This window comes from Ruegeria sp. BK1 (genome assembly GCF_056535645.1).
Window position 1 is genome coordinate 151,274 of record NZ_JBQFIS010000003.1, and the last position, 19,487, is coordinate 170,760.

Below are 19,487 nucleotides of genomic sequence, written 5' to 3' on the forward strand. Positions count from 1 at the left end.
TATCTCAGGTGAGGCCCAAGAGGGCCTCACCTTGTTGCAGGACTGCCTGCGCCGGTTGTTTTAGGATCTTCCCGGTCGGGCGGATGCGTCAGGTTTTCGACGAGAAGGCATCCAGGGTTCATGATGCCTTTAGGGTCGAGCGTGAATTTCAACTGAGCCAACAGATCATGACGTGCAGGAAGAGTTTTTCGGAACCACCCGGCCTTGGTGCGGCCAATTCCGTGCTCTGCTGAAAATGAGCCGCCGAGCTCTGTGACAATGTCGAATATGCGCGCTTCGATGGTCTTTCCGACGGCGCGCGCCTCTTCCTCGGACTTGGACTCCGGGGGTAGGGCATTAAAGTGAAGGTTGCCGTCGCCCAAATGGCCGTAGGTCTGCGGTATCCAGCCCGGAAACTCCTCAGCCAGCATGGTTTCGAGCGCGACCGCGGCTTGGGGCACATGCCCCAAGCGAACCGACACATCGCTGCGCACGTGGTAGCCGCGCTTGATCTGTCCTTCGACCAGGCCTTCGCGGATGGACCAGAACCGGGCGGCCTGAGATTGCGATTGAGCGATGACGGCGTCCTGCACCACCCCTTGCTCAAATGCTGAGGCCAGAAGTGCCTCCAGATGGTCTTGCAGCGGTAGGTCCATCGCGGATGAAAACGCGATCAGCACATGGACGGGCGCATCGACCGGCAGGATCATCGAGGGGTCAACGGATTGGGCCAATGGCATACAGCTTTGGGACATCACTTCAAAGGCCGACAGGACCTCGTGCCCGTTGCTGCGAATATGCCGCAGCAGATCCAGCGCGCCCTGCATCGAGGCGCAGCCGGCATATGCGGTGGCGCTATGTGTCTGGCGGGGAAGAATGCGCAGGCAGGCACGGGTGACCACGCCAAATACCCCTTCGGCGCCGATAGCAAGCCGCAACGGGTCCGGCCCCCGGTTGTCTTTGTGCAATCCTGTGATCGACGACAGGATCTGCCCTTGGGGCAGCACCATTTCCAACCCCAGAACCTGAGCACCCATCATGCCGTGGCGCAGGACATTCACTCCGCCCGCATTCGTGGATATCAGCCCCCCGATCTGAGCGCTGCCCTGAGAGCCGATGGCAACACCGAACTGGAAACCCTGCTCGCCTAGGGTCGTTTGCACTGTTTCAAGGACGGCGCCCGCCTGCACCGTGCATGTCATGCCGTCGGCGTCGATCTCTTCGATTGCGGTCATGCGTTGGGTGGAAATCAGAATGCAATCGCCCCGATTGCGCTGCGCGCCTCCGACCAGACCGGTATGCCCCCCTTGTGGGATGATACCGATGCCTGTGGCGTGGCTGAGGGCACAGACCTGCGACACCTCGGCTGAAGTGGCGGGTTTGACAACGGCCAGGCATTGTCCGTGCCGGTCTCGGGTCCAGTCTCGGGTGTAGGTCTCGGAAATATCTGAACCGGTCAGGACGGCGGCTTCGCCCAGCGTCGCCCTAAGCGCAGACAGATATGAATGAGTTGTGGCCTGGTCGTGCGAATCTGTTGGGGCTGATGGTGTCATGTCGGACCTTTGTCACATCCGCCTCGCAAGTAAACCATTATCGGTCCCTGCGCGTTTGCCTTTTGCCATAGCGTCAGGATCAGCTGGCAAGGATGCTGTTATGCAGAGCCAAAGGGAAGACGTGATCGGGGTAGCGGGTCAACATGCCAGCAATCCGCTCGGATTTGGCCATCCCCTGTTGGGCCAGTCCAAGGCCGCGGTTTCAATGAATGTCAAAGACTGTGCTGCGCTTGCGACAATTGCTTGTGGAAACTGTGGCCCCAGAAATTGCAGGCCCAGATAGTGGTCGGGATGCGGGTGCGTGATCACGATATGGGTCAAAGGTTTGCCGGTTTCGCGGACCAGACGCGCCAGATCCTGCGCCTCGCTCAGGTTCAGATGTGCGTCGACCAACACACAGCTCTGAGGGCCTTCGATCAGATAGGCATTGGCGAAAAAGCCGGCCTCTGGGGCCGGGTGACGGTCGAGTTGCGGCTCATCGGCCTGCGCCGGACGGGCCAGTAACGACATCATGGCACAGCCCGCAACCCGCATCCATTGACGGCGCGAGATCATGGCGGGCTGTTTACTTGCAACTGCCAACGGACCCAACGGCGCATTGTCGCGCGTCGTTGAAATAGGCCCCGTCAAATCTGGTGCCTTCGAAATTGTTGCCCCCCAATTGGGCTTTGGTCATGAAGGCCCCGCGCAGGTCCGCGCCCGCGAAATTGACTTGTTGCAAATCCGCGCCAATCAGGATGGTGCCGGTCAGATCGGCATGGGACAGGTTGGTCCCGCGCAGCTTGGCTGCAGTCAGTTTTGCGCCGCTGAGGTTGGCGTGGCTGAGATCCAAGCCCGAGAAATCCTGATGCGCAAAATCACAGCCGTGCCAATCCACTCGCGGCGCTGGTTCGGCATCGCAGTGATCGACGACAGCGCCCATCTGCGCCAGAGCGGGGCAGGCGGCAAAACAGGCGACGAGAATGAGCTTATGTGACACGTGAAAGTCCAGAGAGGTTTTTGGGGTGCGAATGTTTTGGCCACCTATTGGCCACCGCGCCGACCTGACGCGATGGCATTCAGAGGTCGATCCGCTTAGTTCGCGCTGAGGATCGCGTAAAAGCGGGTGAAAACCATATCCTCGTCCGCATTGACGATATGGCACGAGGCGCAGGCCTCGATTGGGGCGGAGGCGGCGGTTTCGGCATAGTGGCCAAAGTTGAAATAGCCCCAGTTGTTACTTTCCGCAAAGCGCGAGGAATCCTTGACCGCGATGTCGATGCCGTTGAACCCGGCCGGGAAATAACCCTGTCCCGACACCTCAAGCCGCGATCCGTCCGCTTCCTCGCCGGGTTGGGTCAGTTGCAGCTCTTTCAACAAGATAGTGCCTTCGGGAAATTCCCCGGTTTCCTTGTACTGAGCATAGGCCGTCGGATGCATGTAAACATTGTGGTATTCCGGGAACCCGGCCTGCCCGCCGTTTAGTGCGTTCGGCGTCAGGGGTGAGCCCAGGAACACCCATTCCCTGTAGCCTGTCGGTAGAACCAGTTGACCATCCTCGGTCCATTGAGGCTGCCAGTCGTCGGACACTTGCGCGTTGACCGATGTGCTGAACTGACTGATCCCAAGCGCTGCAACACCCATCGCTGCGCCCAATGTTAGGATTTTCAATACTCTCATGGCTGATGTCCTCTTGCTTGGAAATCTACGTCGCCCGGAAATTTGGGGCGGGTTTATGTGACACCAGCCTATCCAAGCCGGCCCGGCGTCAAATTGCGTATCATTCGGAAAAAGGTGCAGATCGTTCAGCCTCACGAGCTTATCAGCAAAAACATCGGTGATTTGACTGCCCGTGCGCATATTGGGCGCTCGCATTTTTACGATGCCCGCGTCCATTTGCCCTGACTTGGTTTGAGTGAAAAATATTGCAACCACAAAATTTATCGATAAAAAATGACCGAAATCTCGGGTTACACGAAAGATTATAGATAAAATGCAGACCCAACCAAACTCGTGGACACGTGACGCGGCTCAGGCGCTGTATGATCTGCCGCTGATGGATCTTCTGTTTCGCGCCCAGACAGTGCATCGCGCCAATTTCGATCCCAATAAGGTCCAGACCTCGAAACTGCTGTCGATCAAGACCGGAGGCTGCGCCGAGGACTGCGCCTATTGCTCGCAATCGGCGCGCAATGGGTCCAAGCTGTCGGCCTCGAAACTGATCGAGGTCGAGCGGGTTCTGTCCGAGGCCCGTAAGGCGAAAGAGGGCGGCGCGACCCGGTTCTGCATGGGGGCCGCGTGGCGCGAGCCCAAAGACCGCGACATGGCTGCGCTGGTTGCCATGGTCGAAGGCGTGCGCGACATGGGGATGGAATCCTGCATGACGCTTGGCATGCTGAGTGACACGCAGGTGGTGCAACTGCGTGATGCGGGGCTGGATTACTACAACCACAATATCGACACGTCCGAGCGTTATTATTCCGAAGTGATCACCACCCGGACCTTTGCCGACCGGATCGACACGATGAACCGGGTGCAAGAGGCGGGGATCAAGGTGTGTTCAGGTGGCATTCTGGGCATGGGCGAGGGCGTTCAGGACCGCATGGACATGCTGGTGACGCTGGCCAACATGGCGCCTGCGCCGGATTCGGTTCCGATCAACATGCTTATGCCGCAGCAGGATACACCGCTGGCCGATGCCAAGCCGATTGATCCGATTGACTTTGTGCGGGTGATCGCTGTGGCGCGGATCATGATGCCGCAATCCTATGTCCGCCTGTCTGCCGGGCGCAGCGACATGAGCGATGAGCTGCAGGCGATGTGTTTCTTTGCCGGTGCGAACTCGATCTTTGTGGGCGAAACGCTGCTGACGGCGGAAAACCCTGAGGAAGACACCGACGCGGTTCTTTTTGCCAAGCTGGGGCTTCAGGCCGAGGTCGCGGCGCAGGACAGCCGGGCTGACGCGGCCGAATGACGGTTACGGCGCGCTTGTCCTCGATGCTTGAGGTGCTGGACAACCGGCATCGTCGGCGGGTGTTGTCACCGCGCCGGGGGTTGGATTTCGCGTCGAACGACTATCTGGGGCTGGCTCAGTCACCCGAATTGGCCGAGTCCGCGCAGCACGCGCTGTCGCGCGGGGTGCCGTTGGGGTCGGGCGGGTCGCGCCTGTTGCGTGGCAACCATCCCGAGCACGAGGCTTTGGAGCAGTTCGCTGCCAGTTTTTTTGGGGCCGAGGCCGCGCTGTTCATGGGTGGCGGGTTTCAGGCCAATCAGGCCATCTTTTCCAGCCTCCCCGCCGCCGGGGATCTGATCCTGCATGACGCTTTGGTCCATGCCAGCGCGTTCGAAGGGATGCGCACCGGGCGTGCCGACACACGGGGCTTTGCTCATAATGACTTGGCCGATGCGCGCCGGGTTCTGACGCAATGGCGCACCAAGGGTGGTTCGGGTCAAGTTTGGGTTGCGGTCGAAAGTGTCTATTCGATGGAAGGCGATCTGGCCCCGTTGGTCGATTTCGCAACGCTGGCGCGGGACCACGATGCGGTGCTGGTGGTCGATGAGGCCCACGCAACGGGCGTCTTTGGTCCACAGGGCCGGGGGCTGGCGCATGGGCTGGACGCGGATGTGCTGACCTTGCACACCTGCGGCAAGGGTCTAGGTGTTGCGGGCGGATTGATCTGCGGTCCGCGTGTGATGATCGACACTTTGATAAATCGCACGCGCCCGTTCATTTTTGCCACCGCCCCGTCGCCCTTTAATGCAGGCCTCGTGCGGGCCGCGCTTGAGCTGCTGAGCAACGACCCGATTTGGACGCAGCAGGCGCAGGACCGGATCGCGCATGCCCATTCGGTGGCGCATAGTGCTGGGATCGCGCCGCAAGCTCTGACCAGTCAGATTATCCCCGTCATTCTGGGTGATGACGCCAGCACCATGGCAATGGCGGCGCGCTTGCAGGAACAAGGTTTTGATATCCGCGGCATCCGCCCGCCGACCGTGCCGAAGGGCACGTCGCGTTTGCGAATCTCGATCACCGGGAATGTCACCAAATCCGAGATCAGCGCCTTGTTCGAAACACTGTCGCGCTACCGGAAGGAGGCCGCATGAGCACTCTGGTCGTCACCGGCACCGATACCGGTGTGGGCAAGACCGTCCTGTCCGCCGGGCTGGCCGCTGCCCTTGGGGCCAGCTATTGGAAGCCGGTCCAGTCCGGGTTGGAAGAGGCGACGGATACCGAAACCGTGCAGGCCCTGTCTGGCGCGCCGGTCTTGCCCGAGGCGTATCGGCTGAACCTGCCCGCCTCGCCGCATCTGTCGGCCGAGGATATGGGGGTTGAGATCGACCTTGAGCGACTGACTTTGCCTCAGGTTCCCGGCCCGTTGGTTGTGGAAGGGGCGGGTGGCGTGATGGTGCCTCTGACCCGGCAGCATTTCTTTCTGGACCTGTTTGCCCGTTGGCAGGCGCCGGTCGTTCTGGCGGCGCGCACGGCTTTGGGCACAATCAACCACACCGCGCTGTCCTTGCGCGCCTTGCGCGGCGCGGGTGTCGACGTGGTCGGCGTGGCATTCATCGGAGACGCCGAGCCGGATGTCGAACAGACTATTGTCGAGATGTGCGAGACGCGCCATCTGGGACGGCTGCCGGTTCTTAACACCGTGACGCGTGCCTCTGTGGCTGATGCGATGGCGGGGATGGACCTGACCACGATACGGGGTGCGCTTTGACCCCATTGGATTTTGACGCGCGCCACCTGTGGCATCCTTATACCAACGTGCTGGATCCGGGGCCTATGCACCTGATCTCTTCGGCTGAGGGCGTCTGGCTGACGCGCGAGGACGGCGGTAAGATGATCGACGCCATGTCATCTTGGTGGTGTGCGGTGCACGGCCATCGTCACCCGGCCATCATCGCAGCGATGCAGACGCAGTTGGATCACTTGCCCCATGTCATGTTCGGCGGCTTGACGCATACGCCCGCGATTGAGCTGGGCAAGCGGCTGATCGACATGCTGCCCGATGGATTGGACCGGATTTTCTACAGCGACAGCGGCTCGGTCGCGATCGAGGTCGCGTTGAAGATGGCTGTGCAGTACCAGATGGCCAGGGGTCATTCGGGCCGGACAGAATTTGCCACGATCCGGGGCGGGTATCACGGCGATACATGGAAAGCGATGAGCGTCTGCGATCCAGTCAATGGAATGCATGGGCTGTTCCGGGGGGCGATGTCGATCCAGCATTTCCTGCCCCGGCCCTCTGTGGCGTTGGGACAGGACTGGCCGGAGGATCCGGCGTTGAATGGGCTTGGCGCTCTGGAAGAGATGCTGGACCGTCAGGGCGACCGGATCGCCGCGTTGATCCTTGAGCCGGTGGTACAGGGTGCGGGCGGGATGTATTTCTATCACCCGTCCTGGCTGAAAAGCGCGCGCGAGCTGTGTTCGGCCCATGGGGTGTTGCTGATCTTTGATGAGATCGCCACCGGGTTTGGGCGGACGGGTCAGCTTTTTGCCATGCAGCATGCGGATGTGGTGTCGGATATCCTATGCGTGGGCAAGGCGCTGACCGGCGGTCATATCACTCTGGCCGCTACAATTGCGACCGAAGCCGTTGCGCGCGGGATTGGTGAAAGCGAGGCCAGCGTGTTGATGCACGGGCCGACCTATATGGCCAACCCGCTGGCGTGCGCGGCGGCCATCGCCAGCCTCGACCAACTGAAACAGCGTGACTGGCATCATGAGGTCAGCGCAATTGCCAAGCAGATGGAGCATGAGCTTGCGCCCGCGTGCGACATACCGGGCGTGGCTGATGTACGGGTTCTGGGCGCAATCGGCGTGATCGAGATGGAGCAACCGGTTGACCCTCGGATCGCGCATGCGCAAGCACCCGAAACTGGTGTCTGGCTGCGGCCCTTCGCGCGCAATATCTATTGTATGCCGCCTTTCGTGATCTCGGGCGATGAGTTGAGCCGGGTGACGGCGGCGATGGTTAATCTGGCGCGGGGCGAGGCATGAAGGCGGTTTGGCTGTCCCGCTCTGGTGTTGAAAACCTGACACTAGTGTTCGGTGGTTGGGCGCTGGGGCCCGCCCCGTTTGCCGGGCTGGAGGGCGGCGGGGACGTCCTGTTTGTCGACGACTATACCCAGCTTGATGCTGAACTGCCCGAACTGGCCGATTATGATCGGCTCGATGTGCTGGCGTTTTCCTTCGGTGTCGCCTCGGCTGTGCACTGGTTAGAGGGGGCGGGGGTCAACCCGGATCGTCTGGTTGCGGTCAGCGGCACCTTGTTTCCTGCGGATGTGGAAAAAGGCATCGCGCCGGACATGATCAACGCCACTGCCGACAATCTGAGCGCGGCTAGCTTTGCCAAGTTCTGCCGCCGCGCCGGGTTCGAAGGACCAGCACCGCAGATTGACATCCATGCGGCGCAAGCGGAACTGCGTGCGATCCTTCAGCGCGGCCCCGCTCTGGCGCGTCGGTTTGACCGAGTGTGGATTCCGCACCAAGACCGGATCATCCCCACCAAGGCGCAAGAGGCGGCGTGGCAGACCTCAACCATTCGGCGCATTGACGGCCCGCATGTTCCGTTTCGAGCGGGTCAAAGCTGGGCAGAGTGGTTGGCATGAACACATTGATCACAGACCGGGTACAACGCAGTTTTAGCCGCAGTTTTGGCAGCTATCATGCGGCGGCGGGTCTGCAAGCGCAGATCGCCGCAGACTTGGCCGACGCGTTGCACGCCCACGACGCGCCTGCGCAGTTTGACCATGGGCTGGAGTTGGGCTGCGGTACCGGACATCTGACCCATGAGTTACAGGCCAGGTTCCGGTTTCAGGCTCTGACGCTCAATGACCTTGCGCCCGAGGCCGCAGCAACCGCGACCGCTGCAAAGGCGCGGTTTGTATGTGGCGATGCGGAACGGATTGCTTGGCCGCAGCGGCCCGATCTGATCTGCTCGGCGTCGATGATCCAGTGGTTGCACGATCCGGCGGCCCTGATGCGACGCATTTCGCGTGCGCTGGCACCCGGTGGTTGGCTGGCAGTTTCGGGCTTTGGGCAACGGCAGTTTCACGAGTTGACGCAGATCGGGTCATCCGCCGAAGCGCCGGGCCTGTGTCGCCCCGAGGATCTGAGCGCGGCCATTTGCGATGAGTTGGAAGTGATGGTGGCAGACGAGGATATTCGGACCATTCGGTTCGCCTCACCCCACGACCTGTTGCGCCATTTGCGCAGCACCGGGGTGAACGGCCGTGCCCGCGGGGTTTGGACACGCTCGGATTTGCGGCGGTTCTCGGACGCGTATGTCGCGCGCCATGGCTGCGGCGACACTGTGCCGCTGACCTATCACCCGATCTGGATCATCGCCCGCAAGCCGATCTGAGCAATCGACCGGGATCACAGCACTGTCACACAGGATTGACCCGTTGGTTACGCGCCTCCGTGCTAGGCAGGACAGGCGCGCGTGTTTCCACCTGAATCTTCCGAACACAAAGGTCCCCAAATGATCAGAGCCGTCCTCATCTCCGCCAGCTTGCTACTCATCGCCGCCTGCGACAGCGGCCCAAGTGGCGGCAGCGCTGAAAATCAAACTCAGGACTTCGAAGAGAGCTTCCGCAATCGTGGCAGCTGATGCCTAATGGCTGGGCCAGGTGGTTTCGGCCCAGCTTTTCCTGACCGTCTGCCCAAGACGGGATAGGGCATTCTGGTCGGTTTGCTTCCTGCGCGCGGCAGGTATGCGTGCCTCATTTCCGCTCTATACATCCCCGTCGTCTCTCGCTATGAGCGGCGCTTCGACGATGATCCGTGTGTTGGACGCTCTGAGGGTGACAGCATCACCAGAGCGAGCCGATCTATGAAACAGACATTGCAGGATGCGCTCACGCGCAAAGGATATGAAACGCTGACCCCGGTACAGCAGGCCGTGACCGCGCCCGAATTGCAGGGGCGCGACCTGTTGGTTTCCGCGCAAACGGGTTCGGGTAAGACCATCGGGTTTGGGCTGGCCATCGCGCCGACGCTTTTGGGTGAGGGCGATGTCTTTGACGCGGCCGCAGCACCTTTGGCGCTGGTGATTGCACCTACGCGCGAGCTGGCGATGCAGGTAAAGCGCGAGCTGGCGTGGCTTTATGCTGATGCGGGGGCGTTTCTTGCCTCTTGCGTGGGCGGAATGGATATGCGCGACGAACGCCGCGCCTTGGCCCGAGGCGCGCATATCGTTGTCGCAACGCCGGGCCGGTTGCGCGATCATATCATGCGCGGTTCGATCGATCTGACTGATGTGCGGGCGGTGGTGCTGGACGAAGCTGACGAGATGCTGGATCTGGGCTTCCGCGAGGATCTGGAGTTCATTTTGGAACAAACGCCCGAGACGCGTCAGACGCTGCTGTTTTCGGCCACGGTGCCGCGCGCGATTGTCAGCCTTGCGGCGCGCTATCAACAGGATGCTGAACGGGTCAGCACGGTCAGCGAACGCACGCAGCACGCGGATATCGAATACCGTGCACTGAATGTGGCGCCGCGCGATGGCGAGAACGCGATCATCAACGTGTTGCGCTATTACGAAGCCCCGAACGCCATCGTCTTTTGCAACACACGCGCCATGGTCAGCCGTTTGACGGCACGCTTGTCCAACCGGGGGTTCCCGGTTGTCGCTCTGTCGGGTGAGTTGACGCAAAGCGAACGCTCTAACGCGCTGCAAGCGATGCGCGATGGCCGCGCCCGTGTTTGTGTGGCCACCGATGTCGCGGCGCGGGGGATCGACCTGCCGAACCTGGATCTGGTTGTTCACGCCGAACTGCCCAACAGCCATGAAACCCTGCTGCACCGCTCGGGCCGTACCGGGCGGGCAGGCCGCAAAGGGGTCAGTGCGCTGATCGTGCCCCCGGCGGCGTTCAAAAAGGCACAGCGCCTTTTGAAATTTGCCAAACTCACCGCCGAGTGGGGGTCTGCGCCCTCGGCTGAAGAGGTCAACGCGCAGGACTTGCAACGAATGTTTGCGTCCGACGACTGGCAGTCCGAGGTTCCCGAGACCGAGCGCGCCTCGGTCGAGCAACTGGTCGCGCGGTTCTCGTCAGAACAGCTGGCCGCGGCTTACGTTCGCCAATACACGCGCCAACATTCCGCGCCCGAAGAACTGAGCGAGGTCAACGCGGCAGCCAAACCCAGCGCTCCCTTTGGTCCCAGCGTTTGGTTTTCCCTGTCTGAGGGGCGCAATCAGCACGCCTCGCCGCGCTATGTTCTGCCGATGATCTGCAAGGCCGGGAACATCACGAAATCCGATATAGGCGCGATCCGCATTGCCGACGATGTGACCTATATCGAAATCCGCGAAAGCAGCGTGCCCGGTTTTATCGAAGCCATTGGGCCCGAGATGAAGGTCGAAGGAGCGAAAGAGATCGTTCGACTGGACACGGCCCCAGACCTGTCGCGACCCGCAAAGCCGGGCCCCAAACGTGGGATGAAGGACAAGAAACGGGGAAAAACTGAGCGTCCGGAGCGTCTGGTCGAACCGCAACCGGCAAAGACACGGAAGAAGGACACACCCAAACCTGCGGACAAGGGAAAAGCCGATCCCAAACCTAAGCGCAGCAAGGCCGGGGACGCCTGGGCAGGCAAGACACCGGATCGCCGCCCCAAAGGTCCTCCGCCGCCAAAAGGCAAGCCCAACAGCAAGAAGAACCGCGCGCGGGCCGCTGCGGCCAAGGGCGGCAATGCGGTTCCGAAACGCCGGACGTAAACTGGGGCGTTAATCGCGCTGCGAAGCCCCTTTGCAGAGGTCGTGCCTCGGTTCCGAGGCAGCCGCAGTCTGCTGCGCCGTACTCTCCCTGTGCGCGGCGATAGGGATGGACAATTAGCTGAAGCTCTAGGCAACTTGCAAAAAACAATTGAGAGCGGGTCTGGGAAATTTATCAATGACGAACTAGCAATCGTATTGGATCAGTCAGATAAGGCTGCTCTGTGTGTTACTTGGACACGAGTTTTTGTTATGAAGTATAACCCGTTAAAATTTAGACCATTTACCGCAGCAGAACTCTACGAAGCCCGATGGGAAACTCCCGATGATGCTGTGTTTGTCGAATTGGTGGATATGATACCTTTCCTGGAGGGGCAGAGAGACCAATGGTTGTGGATCGGATTGATTAGGTCTCTAAATCCTGACATCAAAGGTTACATCGATGTTGTAACTTGGATTTTAGATCAGGATGACTGTGACGTTGCAGTTGCAATGTACGCTTATGGTTGCCTACAGGGACCATATGCTTGTGGTAGGCCGACATCCCGAGGAACCTCGTCTGAGTCAGAAGAACTGATCCCTCTTCGCGTGATTGAAGCACGAAATAAGTCTCGACCGTATACACAGAACAACCTCCTAATTTGAGCAAAATGACTTTCAGCGCGGTGATCCAGATCAACTACTTCAACAGAGTTTAGAATACGCTGACAAAATGCTTGAGAAAGCGAAGAAGGAGGCCGAAATCAAAGGCGAGACCTTGAGGGAGGAAGACTTTCCCAAGCCGCTTATTGCTCCCCCGGTAGAATTGCTGCAAACTCCGTTAACCGGACATCAAAGACGCGTCGACTACGTTATCGATGAGAACTACGCGGTTTTTGTGCCTGTTTGAAGCTTGCTGCATTAGAGTTGAACATTCATAGCCTGACATTCTGCGCAGAGCTGCCAGTGCGTTAGAGTTCGAATAACGCTCAGGTTCAATGGACCGCGGATTGCTGTCTAATATACAACAAAGGCCCCTCAGGGGCCTTGTTTTTTGGTCGGAGTGAGAGGATTCGAACCTCCGACCCCTGCCTCCCGAAGACAGTGCTTGGGCGGCCTACTGTCTGTCGCTGACACGCACAGCACTACACTTGTAAGCAACGGTCTGCTCAAGAACGTCCTTGTTGTCAGTAGCTTAGTTTCGCACATCCATGATGTGCGATGCAATAAGCATCGTGGCGCTTGTTCGCCTATGAAGACCGCAACGTTGCAGCGAATCTTGCCGGAACTGCAGCGGAGGCGCAGCGCTGCATCGCGTAGCCAAGTGCGCCAACAGCCCTCTCTGGTGTGATACTCCCCCGCCCAAATCCAAAACCCCGTTCCCAAGGCGGTGGCCCTGCTGCGGTAATGTCGGACGTCCCCCCTGTAAGGCTGTTATCTGATCCAACCTATCCACCCTGTCCAACATTCTTATGTTCTTTGTTTTTGATCGGGCGCTTTAATTGAGAACTCTTCCCCTCCGGCAAAATCAAAGGCTCGAAAGATATGTTTCCGAGGTTGGAGATGTTGGATCAGGATTGTCGCAGTGGCTAGCCTGATCTGGCTGGTCCGATGTGATTGTTAGTGCATGACTGGCCTCTGGTCCATCGGAACGATGGTTTCCGGTGCGGGTGGCCGATAGCTCAATGTACTGTCGGAACGTCCGGTGTAGTATTGCTTCCGCCAGCCCGCGATGATTTTTTGTTCTTCTCTGAGCGAGTAGAAGGCTTCCCGGTTCAACGGCACGTCTCGAAACCGCGCGTTGAAGCTCTCGACATAGCCGTTCTCCCGAAGCGATCCCGGCTCGATGTAGCCCGTCCTGGCACCGACAGGTGATTTCCAGTCTCTGACTGTCTGAGCGACGAACTCGCGGCCGTTGTCGCTGCACACATAAGCAGGCAGGTGGTCCGCGCAAGTTGAACAGGTCAGTTAGGGCTTCGATCACATCGGTTGAGTTCAGTTTGCGCTTCACCCGGATTGCCAAGGACTCATGACCTTCCCCCCGATATCCGAGCCATTGCGAACCGGAATTTCTCACCTTTTAATGGACGCAGGAGGAAGATTCATGAAGCGGAAGCGTTTCACTGACGGATAGATCAGCGGCGTGCTGAAGATGAGCGGGGCGGGTGCCAAAACAGATGACGTTTTTCGGCGTCATGGTATCAGCTCGGCCACTTTCTACAGTTGGCGCAAGAAGTACGGCGGAATGGAGGCTGGCGATGCAAAGCGGCTTCGGGCTCTTGAAGCTAAAAACTCCAAACTGAAGCGGATCCTTGCAGACCAAATCCTGGATATGCCCGCGATAAAGAATCTGCTGCAAATACACTGGTAAGCCCATGGCGAAGCGACGAGCCGTGAGCTTTCTGATGACCGAGTGTGGGTTCAGCGAGACACGCGCCCGCCGGATCTTTGGACTTGCGCGGTCGGTGCAGCAATACCGACAGCCGCCCAAGGACGACGAGGCTGCGATCAAAAGCACGCAAGAGCTGGCGTCAGAGAATCGGCGCTACGGCTACCTGCGCCTGCATGCCATGCTTCGGCAGGAAGGTCTGGTCGTGAACCAAAAGCGCACATATCGGCTTTACACCGAGCATAGCTTGCAGGTGCGCACCGAGAAACGGCGCAAGCTGCCAAGGCGCGATCACGTCGCGCCGCAGATGTCGGAAAGAGCAATGCAGCGCTGGTCCCTGGACTTTGTCAGCGTCCAATTTGCGGAATTTCGAAGGTTTCGGCTGCTCAACATCGTCGACGACCACAGCCAGTACTGTCCGGGCCAGATTGTCGATGTATCGATCTCCTGGGCACGCTTGGCACGGTTCCTTGATGATCTCGCCCTTCGCAGAGGCCTCCCAGAGGAGATTATCCTCGACAACGGATCCGAGGGCACCAGCAAAGCAGTGTTCGATTGGTCCGAGCGGACCGGCGTGCGCCTGCGATTAATGGAGCCAGGCAAACCGTTGCAAAACGCCTTCGCGGAGAGTTTCAATGGCAAGTTCAGAGACGAATGTCTGAACCTTCACTGGTTCCGCTCCCTTCGCCATGCCCGCGAAGAGATCGGACGATGGCGCAGCCACTACAACACCAAGCGCCCGCATTCAGCGCTCGGATATCTATCCCCAACGGAGCTCCTGACGAAAACCAACTTGCCGGCGCTTGAGACTCTTGTGGTCTCCACGCTGTCGCCTTAGGGTCAAACCCAACCGGAGGATTCTAGATCACACCGGCCCTAGTGGCAGGGGAAGGTCAGGCAAAGGAATTTCCATTTGAATTCATTCAAAAAAAGTGGCTTCCTCAAGATCAACGGAGTGAAGGTATATGCAATGAAAGAAACAACCCGCCAAGAACCATCGGATTTTATCAAAAGCTTGGAGGCTGAACGACAAAGACAAGCCGACTTCTATACCAAGCTATCAGAAATAAAAACATACTGCCACCGATTGACTGAAGATGATCTGCCACCGATTTGGGCACAGAACAAAATTGGCAGCGACACGGCTGATCATTTCAAGCATATCATGGCTGATCATTTCGCTGAGATTTATGTTAGGTTCGACTTGACACCCGACAGTAGTGTATTCGATCTGGGCTGCGGTTGTGGACGTCTTGCTTTCCCATTTGCAAAGCTGATTGGCGAAGGCGGCAACTACTGGGGGGCCGATGTTTGGCCCGAAGGTATAGCAATCTGCAAGCGGATACTGGGACGGGACAACGTCAAATTTCACCTTTTGCCAGCTGCAAACAACTACTATTTTGACGATTTTGATGGCGCAAAGCAAAACAACTTCAAACTGGACTTTTTGCCAGACAACGCATTGGACGTAGCCTTCGCGATATCCGTCTTTACGCATTTGATCGAAGAAGATACACGCGCATATTTGAAGGAGTTTCGGCGTGTACTTAAGCCGGGCGGTTGCGCTTACATCACTTGTTTTATCATCGATAAGTTCTTCTTGGATTATGTCGCGCGGACAGGCAATCATACTGCCGTGGAACAAAAGGCTCCTGGCTATTATCAAGCCTACGAAGGACAAGACTTTTTCGGTGCATACACGCTGAACAAGTGGCGTGAGATGGTCGCAGATTACGATTTGGAAATCGTCGCCGTGGAACGTGGCACTTGGGCAGAAAAACCATCGGCACGGTCTTATCAGGATACGCTCATCGTTATGCCGAGAAGAGACGTGGACGAAGTTTAGGCCAGTCGGCATTGCCTGAGGAATTGAAACCATGAGAGACGACGATCAAGACTTCCAGAAGCTTCTTGACTTGGCGACGCCATGGCTAACAAGCGATGCTCTGGCTTGGCTTGATGCCAATATCCTACCATCAGATCGCGTTTTTGAGATTGGAGGCGGACGGAGCAGTCTCTACTTCACCGCGCGTGCACAGTTCACACACACACTGGAAACATCCCCCGCTTGGGCCAGCTTGCTGCTCGAAAAATTAGCTAGGCTGCCAGCTGCGATGCGCGCCTGGCAACTGGAAGTGATACCGGTGGACTGGTCACCCACCTGGCGGGAATCGCAGCAAGGATTTTGGGGCCAATACCCGAGTGTACTGACAAAAGAAGCGGCTCGGCGCCTGGAACAAAGGTATTTGCAGTCGGCGACGTCACCGAAGGACGCCACGGTTCTCGTGATCGATGGTGGGCTGCGCAGCCATCTCTACATACTGTTCCATCGGCTTGGGCGCCTCTCGGATTACGAAGTTCTGATCATAGACAACACTGAGTTCGACTTTCCCGCTTATTGGTATGAGAAACATCCACCGCAGGGCTTTGTGCGATTTGACTTTGTGGCAGGAAGTTTAGACAAGCCAGATGAACACATCCAGAAATCAAAACATATAACCACGATTTTCGTGCGAGAGGACCGGCACGAAAAAATGCAGAATGCGGATTACGTATCCGAGATATCCTGGGCTTTTGAAAGCTTGCAAGAGCATCGCATAGACGAAGATAGCGACGAGACACGCCAACGCGTTCAGCTGTGGGAAAAGTATGTTGAAGATGAACTCGCCGGTTATGGGTTCTGACCCATTGCACGTCGGCGGGGCTCTGGGTTAAGTCCGGCTGCCTAATATCCTTCGCTTTAGTCTTCTCAGGCCCTTGCGTTTCTTGCTCTTCGCTGCCGTACTGTTTTGCACCACATCGTTCTGGGTCTGAAGTTCCCGTTCTAGATTTTGTACCCGCAGGTTAAGGTGGCTGCGGTCGCGGTTGATCCGTACCGCCAGAGCCCGCGCTGCACCATCAACTTCCTCCTGCGCGACCGGTGTTTTCCTACCCGACGCCTTTTCCATGTGTGCGTTCAGATCGATTCCGAATGCCTCCTTGAATGCTTGGTTGCCGTCCCGGTATCTGTTTTGAAGCAGCTCTACGAGTTCATCCGTCAGCGCCATTTTCTCGCCCGGGAACATTTCTTCGGCCAGGGAAACCAGATCGTTGGTCTCCCACGGGCCATCCTCCAACGGATTTGCAGGATAAATCAGGCGATTGACGGCCGCTGCAGAAAGAAATGACCCCGACACATTGTGACGATCACGCTGGAGGGCACTGATCCTTTCAACGCCGCATCCTGTAATGCGGGCATAATCCTCTAAGACGCGGTTTTGGTGACAATCAATGACTTCGATTGGTGCGGAATCGGCATAACGTGATGCGATTTCAAACACATCGCTGCTTTGGGATAACGAAGCTTCCCGTACGAATGTCTCGGGTGACTTACTGTAAAGGCCGCGCTTCAGAATTTGAAGGTAGGTCGAATTGATGAGCGACACCTGTTCTCGCACTGACAAAACAAATGTCACGCGCGGTAGCAGGTTTTTGAGGAATTCTGGTCCCCCAGCGGCGAGAAATCTAGGATGAGAGAACACCTCGGACGAAAGGTGGTAGGTTCGACCCTCCGAAAGTTGAGAGAACTCATTTTCAATTTGGTCGACAGTGCAGGGTTCAATCCATTCAAGATTATTCTGCGCCATAACCGCACCAGCCAATCGATGATTGCCCTGATCCTGAACACCGACCGGTGCCCACTTTTGATTGCCGTCCAGAGTAACGATGAATTCCTGAATGGCGGTCGATGCTGCCTTGGGAAGGCCGATGTGCACAAAGAATTTCATAAAAACAATGAACCAGTTCTAGTGATTTATGAGAAGAGCATCTCTCCTCCTTATCGAAAATGGGTATCTACTGTTAGGCTCAACGCGCTTGCAGCAGCAATCGATTTGCCGCTTTGCTCTGCACGTCTAAAAAACTCGTTTCGCATGATCGAGAGTTGCTTTGCATGTTTGTCCTGTCCGGCTATCACCGAATTGCCAAAAGATTCCACATCGCCAACATCGCGGTGGTGGTAGAATGCCAACTCCTTATCGATCACCCCAATGTCGAACTTCTCAAGAAACCTCAAGTTGAATTCCCAGTCACCTAAGACCGGATAGTCTTCGCGAAATGGGCCTATTAAGTCAAAACAAGCGCGCCTAAACACGAACGAAATCGGAGCAAAGGTGTTCATTTTCATTATTTGATGGAACGTTGGGGGGGTAAGATCCGGTCGATAAGACCACGTCCCGTGTACTTTGATCCCCTCGGCTGTTATCTCCTCGGATACATATATGCTCTTTGTCAATACACCCCCGAAGTGAGCGCCTTCTTCAGCATCCAAATAGCTCACTGTTTCTGCAAGAAAGTCTGGGTGCCATGTATCGTCGTCGTCGTGGATAACGATGTACTCTGAATCTGCCGCAGCGATGGCAATATTTGACGCAGCTTCCATCCCTCGGTTATCGATATTGTCAACCAAAACAACTTTACTGTGATCGATGTTGGCATCTCTGATCGCTGCTCGTACAAACTCTATGTCGCCTCCGTCACAAACAACCACCTGTACGTAATCACGAAACGTTTGATCGTGCACGCTAAGTAGTGCGCGGCGTAAAAGCATTGGGCGATCCATTGTGCGTGTAATGACGGCAACGGCCGGTCGGTCCGCCCGCATTAATCTTGGCATCTTTCTTTCTTGCTTCATCACATGTGGGAGGCCAAAGCGCTTTCGCAAAATAGCATCTGCCATGCCATCTTCGTTTTCCAAAGCAATTTGCCCAGCGGTCCAAAGTGAATCTCGAACCCGCTCGTCCGAGCTGCGCTCGTCTTTTGGCAGCAAAACCTTTGCCGACATATCTCTACCAAAATCCACACTGCGTTCCGTAGTCTGATAAATTTCGGTCTCTGACCGCGTCGGCAAAAGTATGAACTTCTGCAACCTGTGCCAGGCGGATTGCGCATTTGCAGCGACTTCGGCTGGATCTTTGGGGGCTTCTGCGAGAGCTTCTAGAACGCCGCAAAAAATTGGGTCTTCCGGCACGCTGTCACGGTCAGCAAGGTTTTCAGCAGCTCCCTCGGCAACAATCGACCCGTCACTGGCGCGATAGTAGCTCTCGATACTTGGCGCTCTTGGCTCAAAGAGGCTTTCGACAATGTGACGGCATTCAAGAATTGAAGTTTCCGGAACGTCGCGATTCACTGCGTTTGAGGTAAACATCAGGCCGATTGCCTGGTTCCAGTGCTCGCGTCGCTCGTTCTCTTGCTCGATTGCTGACAAACCGAAGTATGCGCCCCACCAGTCGATGTCTGGAATGCCTTTGGTCAGCAACCGTTGCGACGTCGCCAGCCAGCCTGTATCGATCAGCAGCGCGCAGTCTTTGCCGTCAAGCACATCGGTCGTCATTTCCTCAAAAAGCGAAGATTGGTCTTCCAAATGAGATTTCAGAGATGCGAGTTTCTTGGATGTTGAGCGCTTTATCGAACCAAAGTCCGGCGGCGTCGTCGTGTATGCTTTGGAGAGTGCTGCCTTAGACGGTTTTTCTCCAAGAATACAGTCCGCTGCTACTTTCAGTTTGGTATACTTAAATTCTTTGTTGAAGGTGTCCCTGCTGGCGCTCGGGGCTTGTCGCCAAATGCCCTTCGCAATCATCATTCTGGACACCCAGAACAATTCCCAGTCGTCGGGAACCTCAAGGTCCAAACGCCCCATGTAAACTTCCAGAGCCTGACGGATACGAACGCCGGCCCGGGCACAGAACAGGATTTTCGCAGATTTCGTCTGTTCGAAATAATGGCAGGTTTCCCAGAGCCGCTGGAGATAGCTTGCTATCACCGGCCCCAAGTCATCGCGTCCAAAAACGAAGCGCTTCTCATCGTCCAATTCGGTGAAACTCGAGGTTTCCGCCATAGTATCCATCG

The 19,487-nt window shown here is 57.3% G+C and carries 17 protein-coding genes and 1 pseudogene; 11 read left to right on the top strand and 7 right to left on the bottom strand.

Features of this window, described 5'->3' with window-relative positions; translation table 11 throughout:
- Positions 1–26: 26 nt before the first annotated feature.
- From ACR3E7_RS21635 to ACR3E7_RS21650, 4 genes are all read right to left on the bottom strand, one after another.
- Positions 27–1,532: an FAD-binding oxidoreductase gene (locus tag ACR3E7_RS21635; RefSeq protein ID WP_480503629.1), complete on the bottom strand. Its 1,506-nt coding sequence runs from the start codon at positions 1,530–1,532 to the stop codon at positions 27–29.
- Between the two features lie 138 nt (positions 1,533–1,670).
- Positions 1,671–2,087, bottom strand: coding sequence for an MBL fold metallo-hydrolase (locus tag ACR3E7_RS21640; RefSeq protein ID WP_480503628.1), 417 nt, complete (start codon positions 2,085–2,087; stop codon positions 1,671–1,673).
- A 10-nt stretch (positions 2,088–2,097) separates the two neighbouring features.
- The gene (locus ACR3E7_RS21645) at positions 2,098–2,511 is read right to left on the bottom strand and encodes a pentapeptide repeat-containing protein (RefSeq protein ID WP_480503627.1); all 414 of its coding nucleotides are present in this window, start codon (positions 2,509–2,511) and stop codon (positions 2,098–2,100) included.
- A gap of 95 nt (positions 2,512–2,606) precedes the next feature.
- Entirely contained in the window at positions 2,607–3,191 is a 585-nt protein-coding gene (locus ACR3E7_RS21650) for a cytochrome P460 family protein (RefSeq protein WP_480503626.1), read from the bottom strand.
- 313 nt (positions 3,192–3,504) lie between these two features.
- On the opposite strand from ACR3E7_RS21650, the gene bioB reads away from it, so the two are divergent.
- The 8 genes from bioB to ACR3E7_RS21690 all read left to right on the top strand — a co-directional run bounded on the left by bioB (position 3,505) and on the right by ACR3E7_RS21690 (position 12,122).
- Positions 3,505–4,485 carry a biotin synthase BioB gene (gene bioB / locus ACR3E7_RS21655; protein ID WP_170789871.1) on the top strand — a complete coding sequence of 327 codons (981 nt, stop codon included), beginning with the start codon at positions 3,505–3,507 and terminating at the stop codon, positions 4,483–4,485.
- Complete coding sequence (locus tag ACR3E7_RS21660; protein ID WP_480503625.1) at positions 4,482–5,615, top strand: 8-amino-7-oxononanoate synthase; 1,134 nt, start codon at positions 4,482–4,484, stop codon at positions 5,613–5,615. The genes bioB and ACR3E7_RS21660 overlap by 4 nt, the downstream gene beginning before the upstream one ends.
- Positions 5,612–6,232: a dethiobiotin synthase gene (gene bioD / locus ACR3E7_RS21665; RefSeq protein WP_170789869.1), complete on the top strand. Its 621-nt coding sequence runs from the start codon at positions 5,612–5,614 to the stop codon at positions 6,230–6,232. The genes ACR3E7_RS21660 and bioD overlap by 4 nt, the downstream gene beginning before the upstream one ends.
- On the top strand, positions 6,229–7,515 hold the full coding sequence (gene bioA, locus ACR3E7_RS21670; RefSeq protein ID WP_480503624.1) for an adenosylmethionine--8-amino-7-oxononanoate transaminase: 1,287 nt from the start codon (positions 6,229–6,231) through the stop codon (positions 7,513–7,515). Before bioD ends, bioA begins: the two co-directional genes overlap by 4 nt.
- The gene (locus ACR3E7_RS21675) at positions 7,512–8,126 is read left to right on the top strand and encodes a pimeloyl-ACP methyl esterase BioG family protein (RefSeq protein WP_170789867.1); all 615 of its coding nucleotides are present in this window, start codon (positions 7,512–7,514) and stop codon (positions 8,124–8,126) included. Before bioA ends, ACR3E7_RS21675 begins: the two co-directional genes overlap by 4 nt.
- On the top strand, positions 8,123–8,881 hold the full coding sequence (locus tag ACR3E7_RS21680; RefSeq protein WP_480503623.1) for a methyltransferase domain-containing protein: 759 nt from the start codon (positions 8,123–8,125) through the stop codon (positions 8,879–8,881). The genes ACR3E7_RS21675 and ACR3E7_RS21680 overlap by 4 nt, the downstream gene beginning before the upstream one ends.
- A gap of 471 nt (positions 8,882–9,352) precedes the next feature.
- Positions 9,353–11,236: a DEAD/DEAH box helicase gene (locus tag ACR3E7_RS21685; protein WP_480503622.1), complete on the top strand. Its 1,884-nt coding sequence runs from the start codon at positions 9,353–9,355 to the stop codon at positions 11,234–11,236.
- A gap of 709 nt (positions 11,237–11,945) precedes the next feature.
- Complete coding sequence (locus ACR3E7_RS21690; RefSeq protein WP_480503621.1) at positions 11,946–12,122, top strand: hypothetical protein; 177 nt, start codon at positions 11,946–11,948, stop codon at positions 12,120–12,122.
- Between the two features lie 710 nt (positions 12,123–12,832).
- Here the strand turns inward: ACR3E7_RS21690 and ACR3E7_RS21695 are convergent.
- Positions 12,833–13,241, bottom strand: a pseudogene (locus tag ACR3E7_RS21695) (integrase core domain-containing protein); the annotation flags it as partial.
- A 123-nt stretch (positions 13,242–13,364) separates the two neighbouring features.
- Between ACR3E7_RS21695 and ACR3E7_RS21700 the strand changes: the two are divergent.
- From ACR3E7_RS21700 to ACR3E7_RS21710, 3 genes are all read left to right on the top strand, one after another.
- A protein-coding gene (locus tag ACR3E7_RS21700; RefSeq protein WP_480503826.1) for an IS3 family transposase occupies positions 13,365–14,439 on the top strand; the annotation gives its coding sequence in 2 pieces (ribosomal slippage) (positions 13,365–13,570 and positions 13,569–14,439; 1,077 coding nt in all).
- 75 nt (positions 14,440–14,514) lie between these two features.
- The gene (locus ACR3E7_RS21705; RefSeq protein WP_480503620.1) at positions 14,515–15,447 is read left to right on the top strand and encodes a class I SAM-dependent methyltransferase; all 933 of its coding nucleotides are present in this window, start codon (positions 14,515–14,517) and stop codon (positions 15,445–15,447) included.
- Between the two features lie 31 nt (positions 15,448–15,478).
- Entirely contained in the window at positions 15,479–16,285 is an 807-nt protein-coding gene (locus tag ACR3E7_RS21710; protein WP_480503619.1) for a hypothetical protein, read from the top strand.
- A gap of 27 nt (positions 16,286–16,312) precedes the next feature.
- Here the strand turns inward: ACR3E7_RS21710 and ACR3E7_RS21715 are convergent, their stop codons facing one another.
- Positions 16,313–17,368 (bottom strand): hypothetical protein, encoded by a 1,056-nt coding sequence (locus tag ACR3E7_RS21715; RefSeq protein ID WP_480503618.1) that lies wholly within the window; start codon positions 17,366–17,368, stop codon positions 16,313–16,315.
- A 50-nt stretch (positions 17,369–17,418) separates the two neighbouring features.
- Positions 17,419–19,476: a glycosyltransferase gene (locus tag ACR3E7_RS21720; RefSeq protein ID WP_480503617.1), complete on the bottom strand. Its 2,058-nt coding sequence runs from the start codon at positions 19,474–19,476 to the stop codon at positions 17,419–17,421.
- Between the last annotated feature and the right edge of the window lie 11 nt (positions 19,477–19,487).

What these genes read in the sequence shown, in the direction of transcription:
- ACR3E7_RS21635 (WP_480503629.1), bottom strand. Translation starts at nt 1,532, where the DNA reads ATGACACCATCAGCCCCAACAGATTCGCACGACCAGGCCACAACTCAT.
- ACR3E7_RS21640 (WP_480503628.1), bottom strand. Translation starts at nt 2,087, where the DNA reads ATGATCTCGCGCCGTCAATGGATGCGGGTTGCGGGCTGTGCCATGATG.
- ACR3E7_RS21650 (WP_480503626.1), bottom strand. Translation starts at nt 3,191, where the DNA reads ATGAGAGTATTGAAAATCCTAACATTGGGCGCAGCGATGGGTGTTGCA.
- bioB (WP_170789871.1), top strand. Translation starts at nt 3,505, where the DNA reads ATGCAGACCCAACCAAACTCGTGGACACGTGACGCGGCTCAGGCGCTG.
- ACR3E7_RS21660 (WP_480503625.1), top strand. Translation starts at nt 4,482, where the DNA reads ATGACGGTTACGGCGCGCTTGTCCTCGATGCTTGAGGTGCTGGACAAC.
- bioD (WP_170789869.1), top strand. Translation starts at nt 5,612, where the DNA reads ATGAGCACTCTGGTCGTCACCGGCACCGATACCGGTGTGGGCAAGACC.
- ACR3E7_RS21675 (WP_170789867.1), top strand. Translation starts at nt 7,512, where the DNA reads ATGAAGGCGGTTTGGCTGTCCCGCTCTGGTGTTGAAAACCTGACACTA.
- ACR3E7_RS21680 (WP_480503623.1), top strand. Translation starts at nt 8,123, where the DNA reads ATGAACACATTGATCACAGACCGGGTACAACGCAGTTTTAGCCGCAGT.
- ACR3E7_RS21685 (WP_480503622.1), top strand. Translation starts at nt 9,353, where the DNA reads ATGAAACAGACATTGCAGGATGCGCTCACGCGCAAAGGATATGAAACG.
- ACR3E7_RS21690 (WP_480503621.1), top strand. Translation starts at nt 11,946, where the DNA reads ATGCTTGAGAAAGCGAAGAAGGAGGCCGAAATCAAAGGCGAGACCTTG.
- ACR3E7_RS21710 (WP_480503619.1), top strand. Translation starts at nt 15,479, where the DNA reads ATGAGAGACGACGATCAAGACTTCCAGAAGCTTCTTGACTTGGCGACG.
- ACR3E7_RS21715 (WP_480503618.1), bottom strand. Translation starts at nt 17,368, where the DNA reads ATGAAATTCTTTGTGCACATCGGCCTTCCCAAGGCAGCATCGACCGCC.
- ACR3E7_RS21720 (WP_480503617.1), bottom strand. Translation starts at nt 19,476, where the DNA reads ATGGCGGAAACCTCGAGTTTCACCGAATTGGACGATGAGAAGCGCTTC.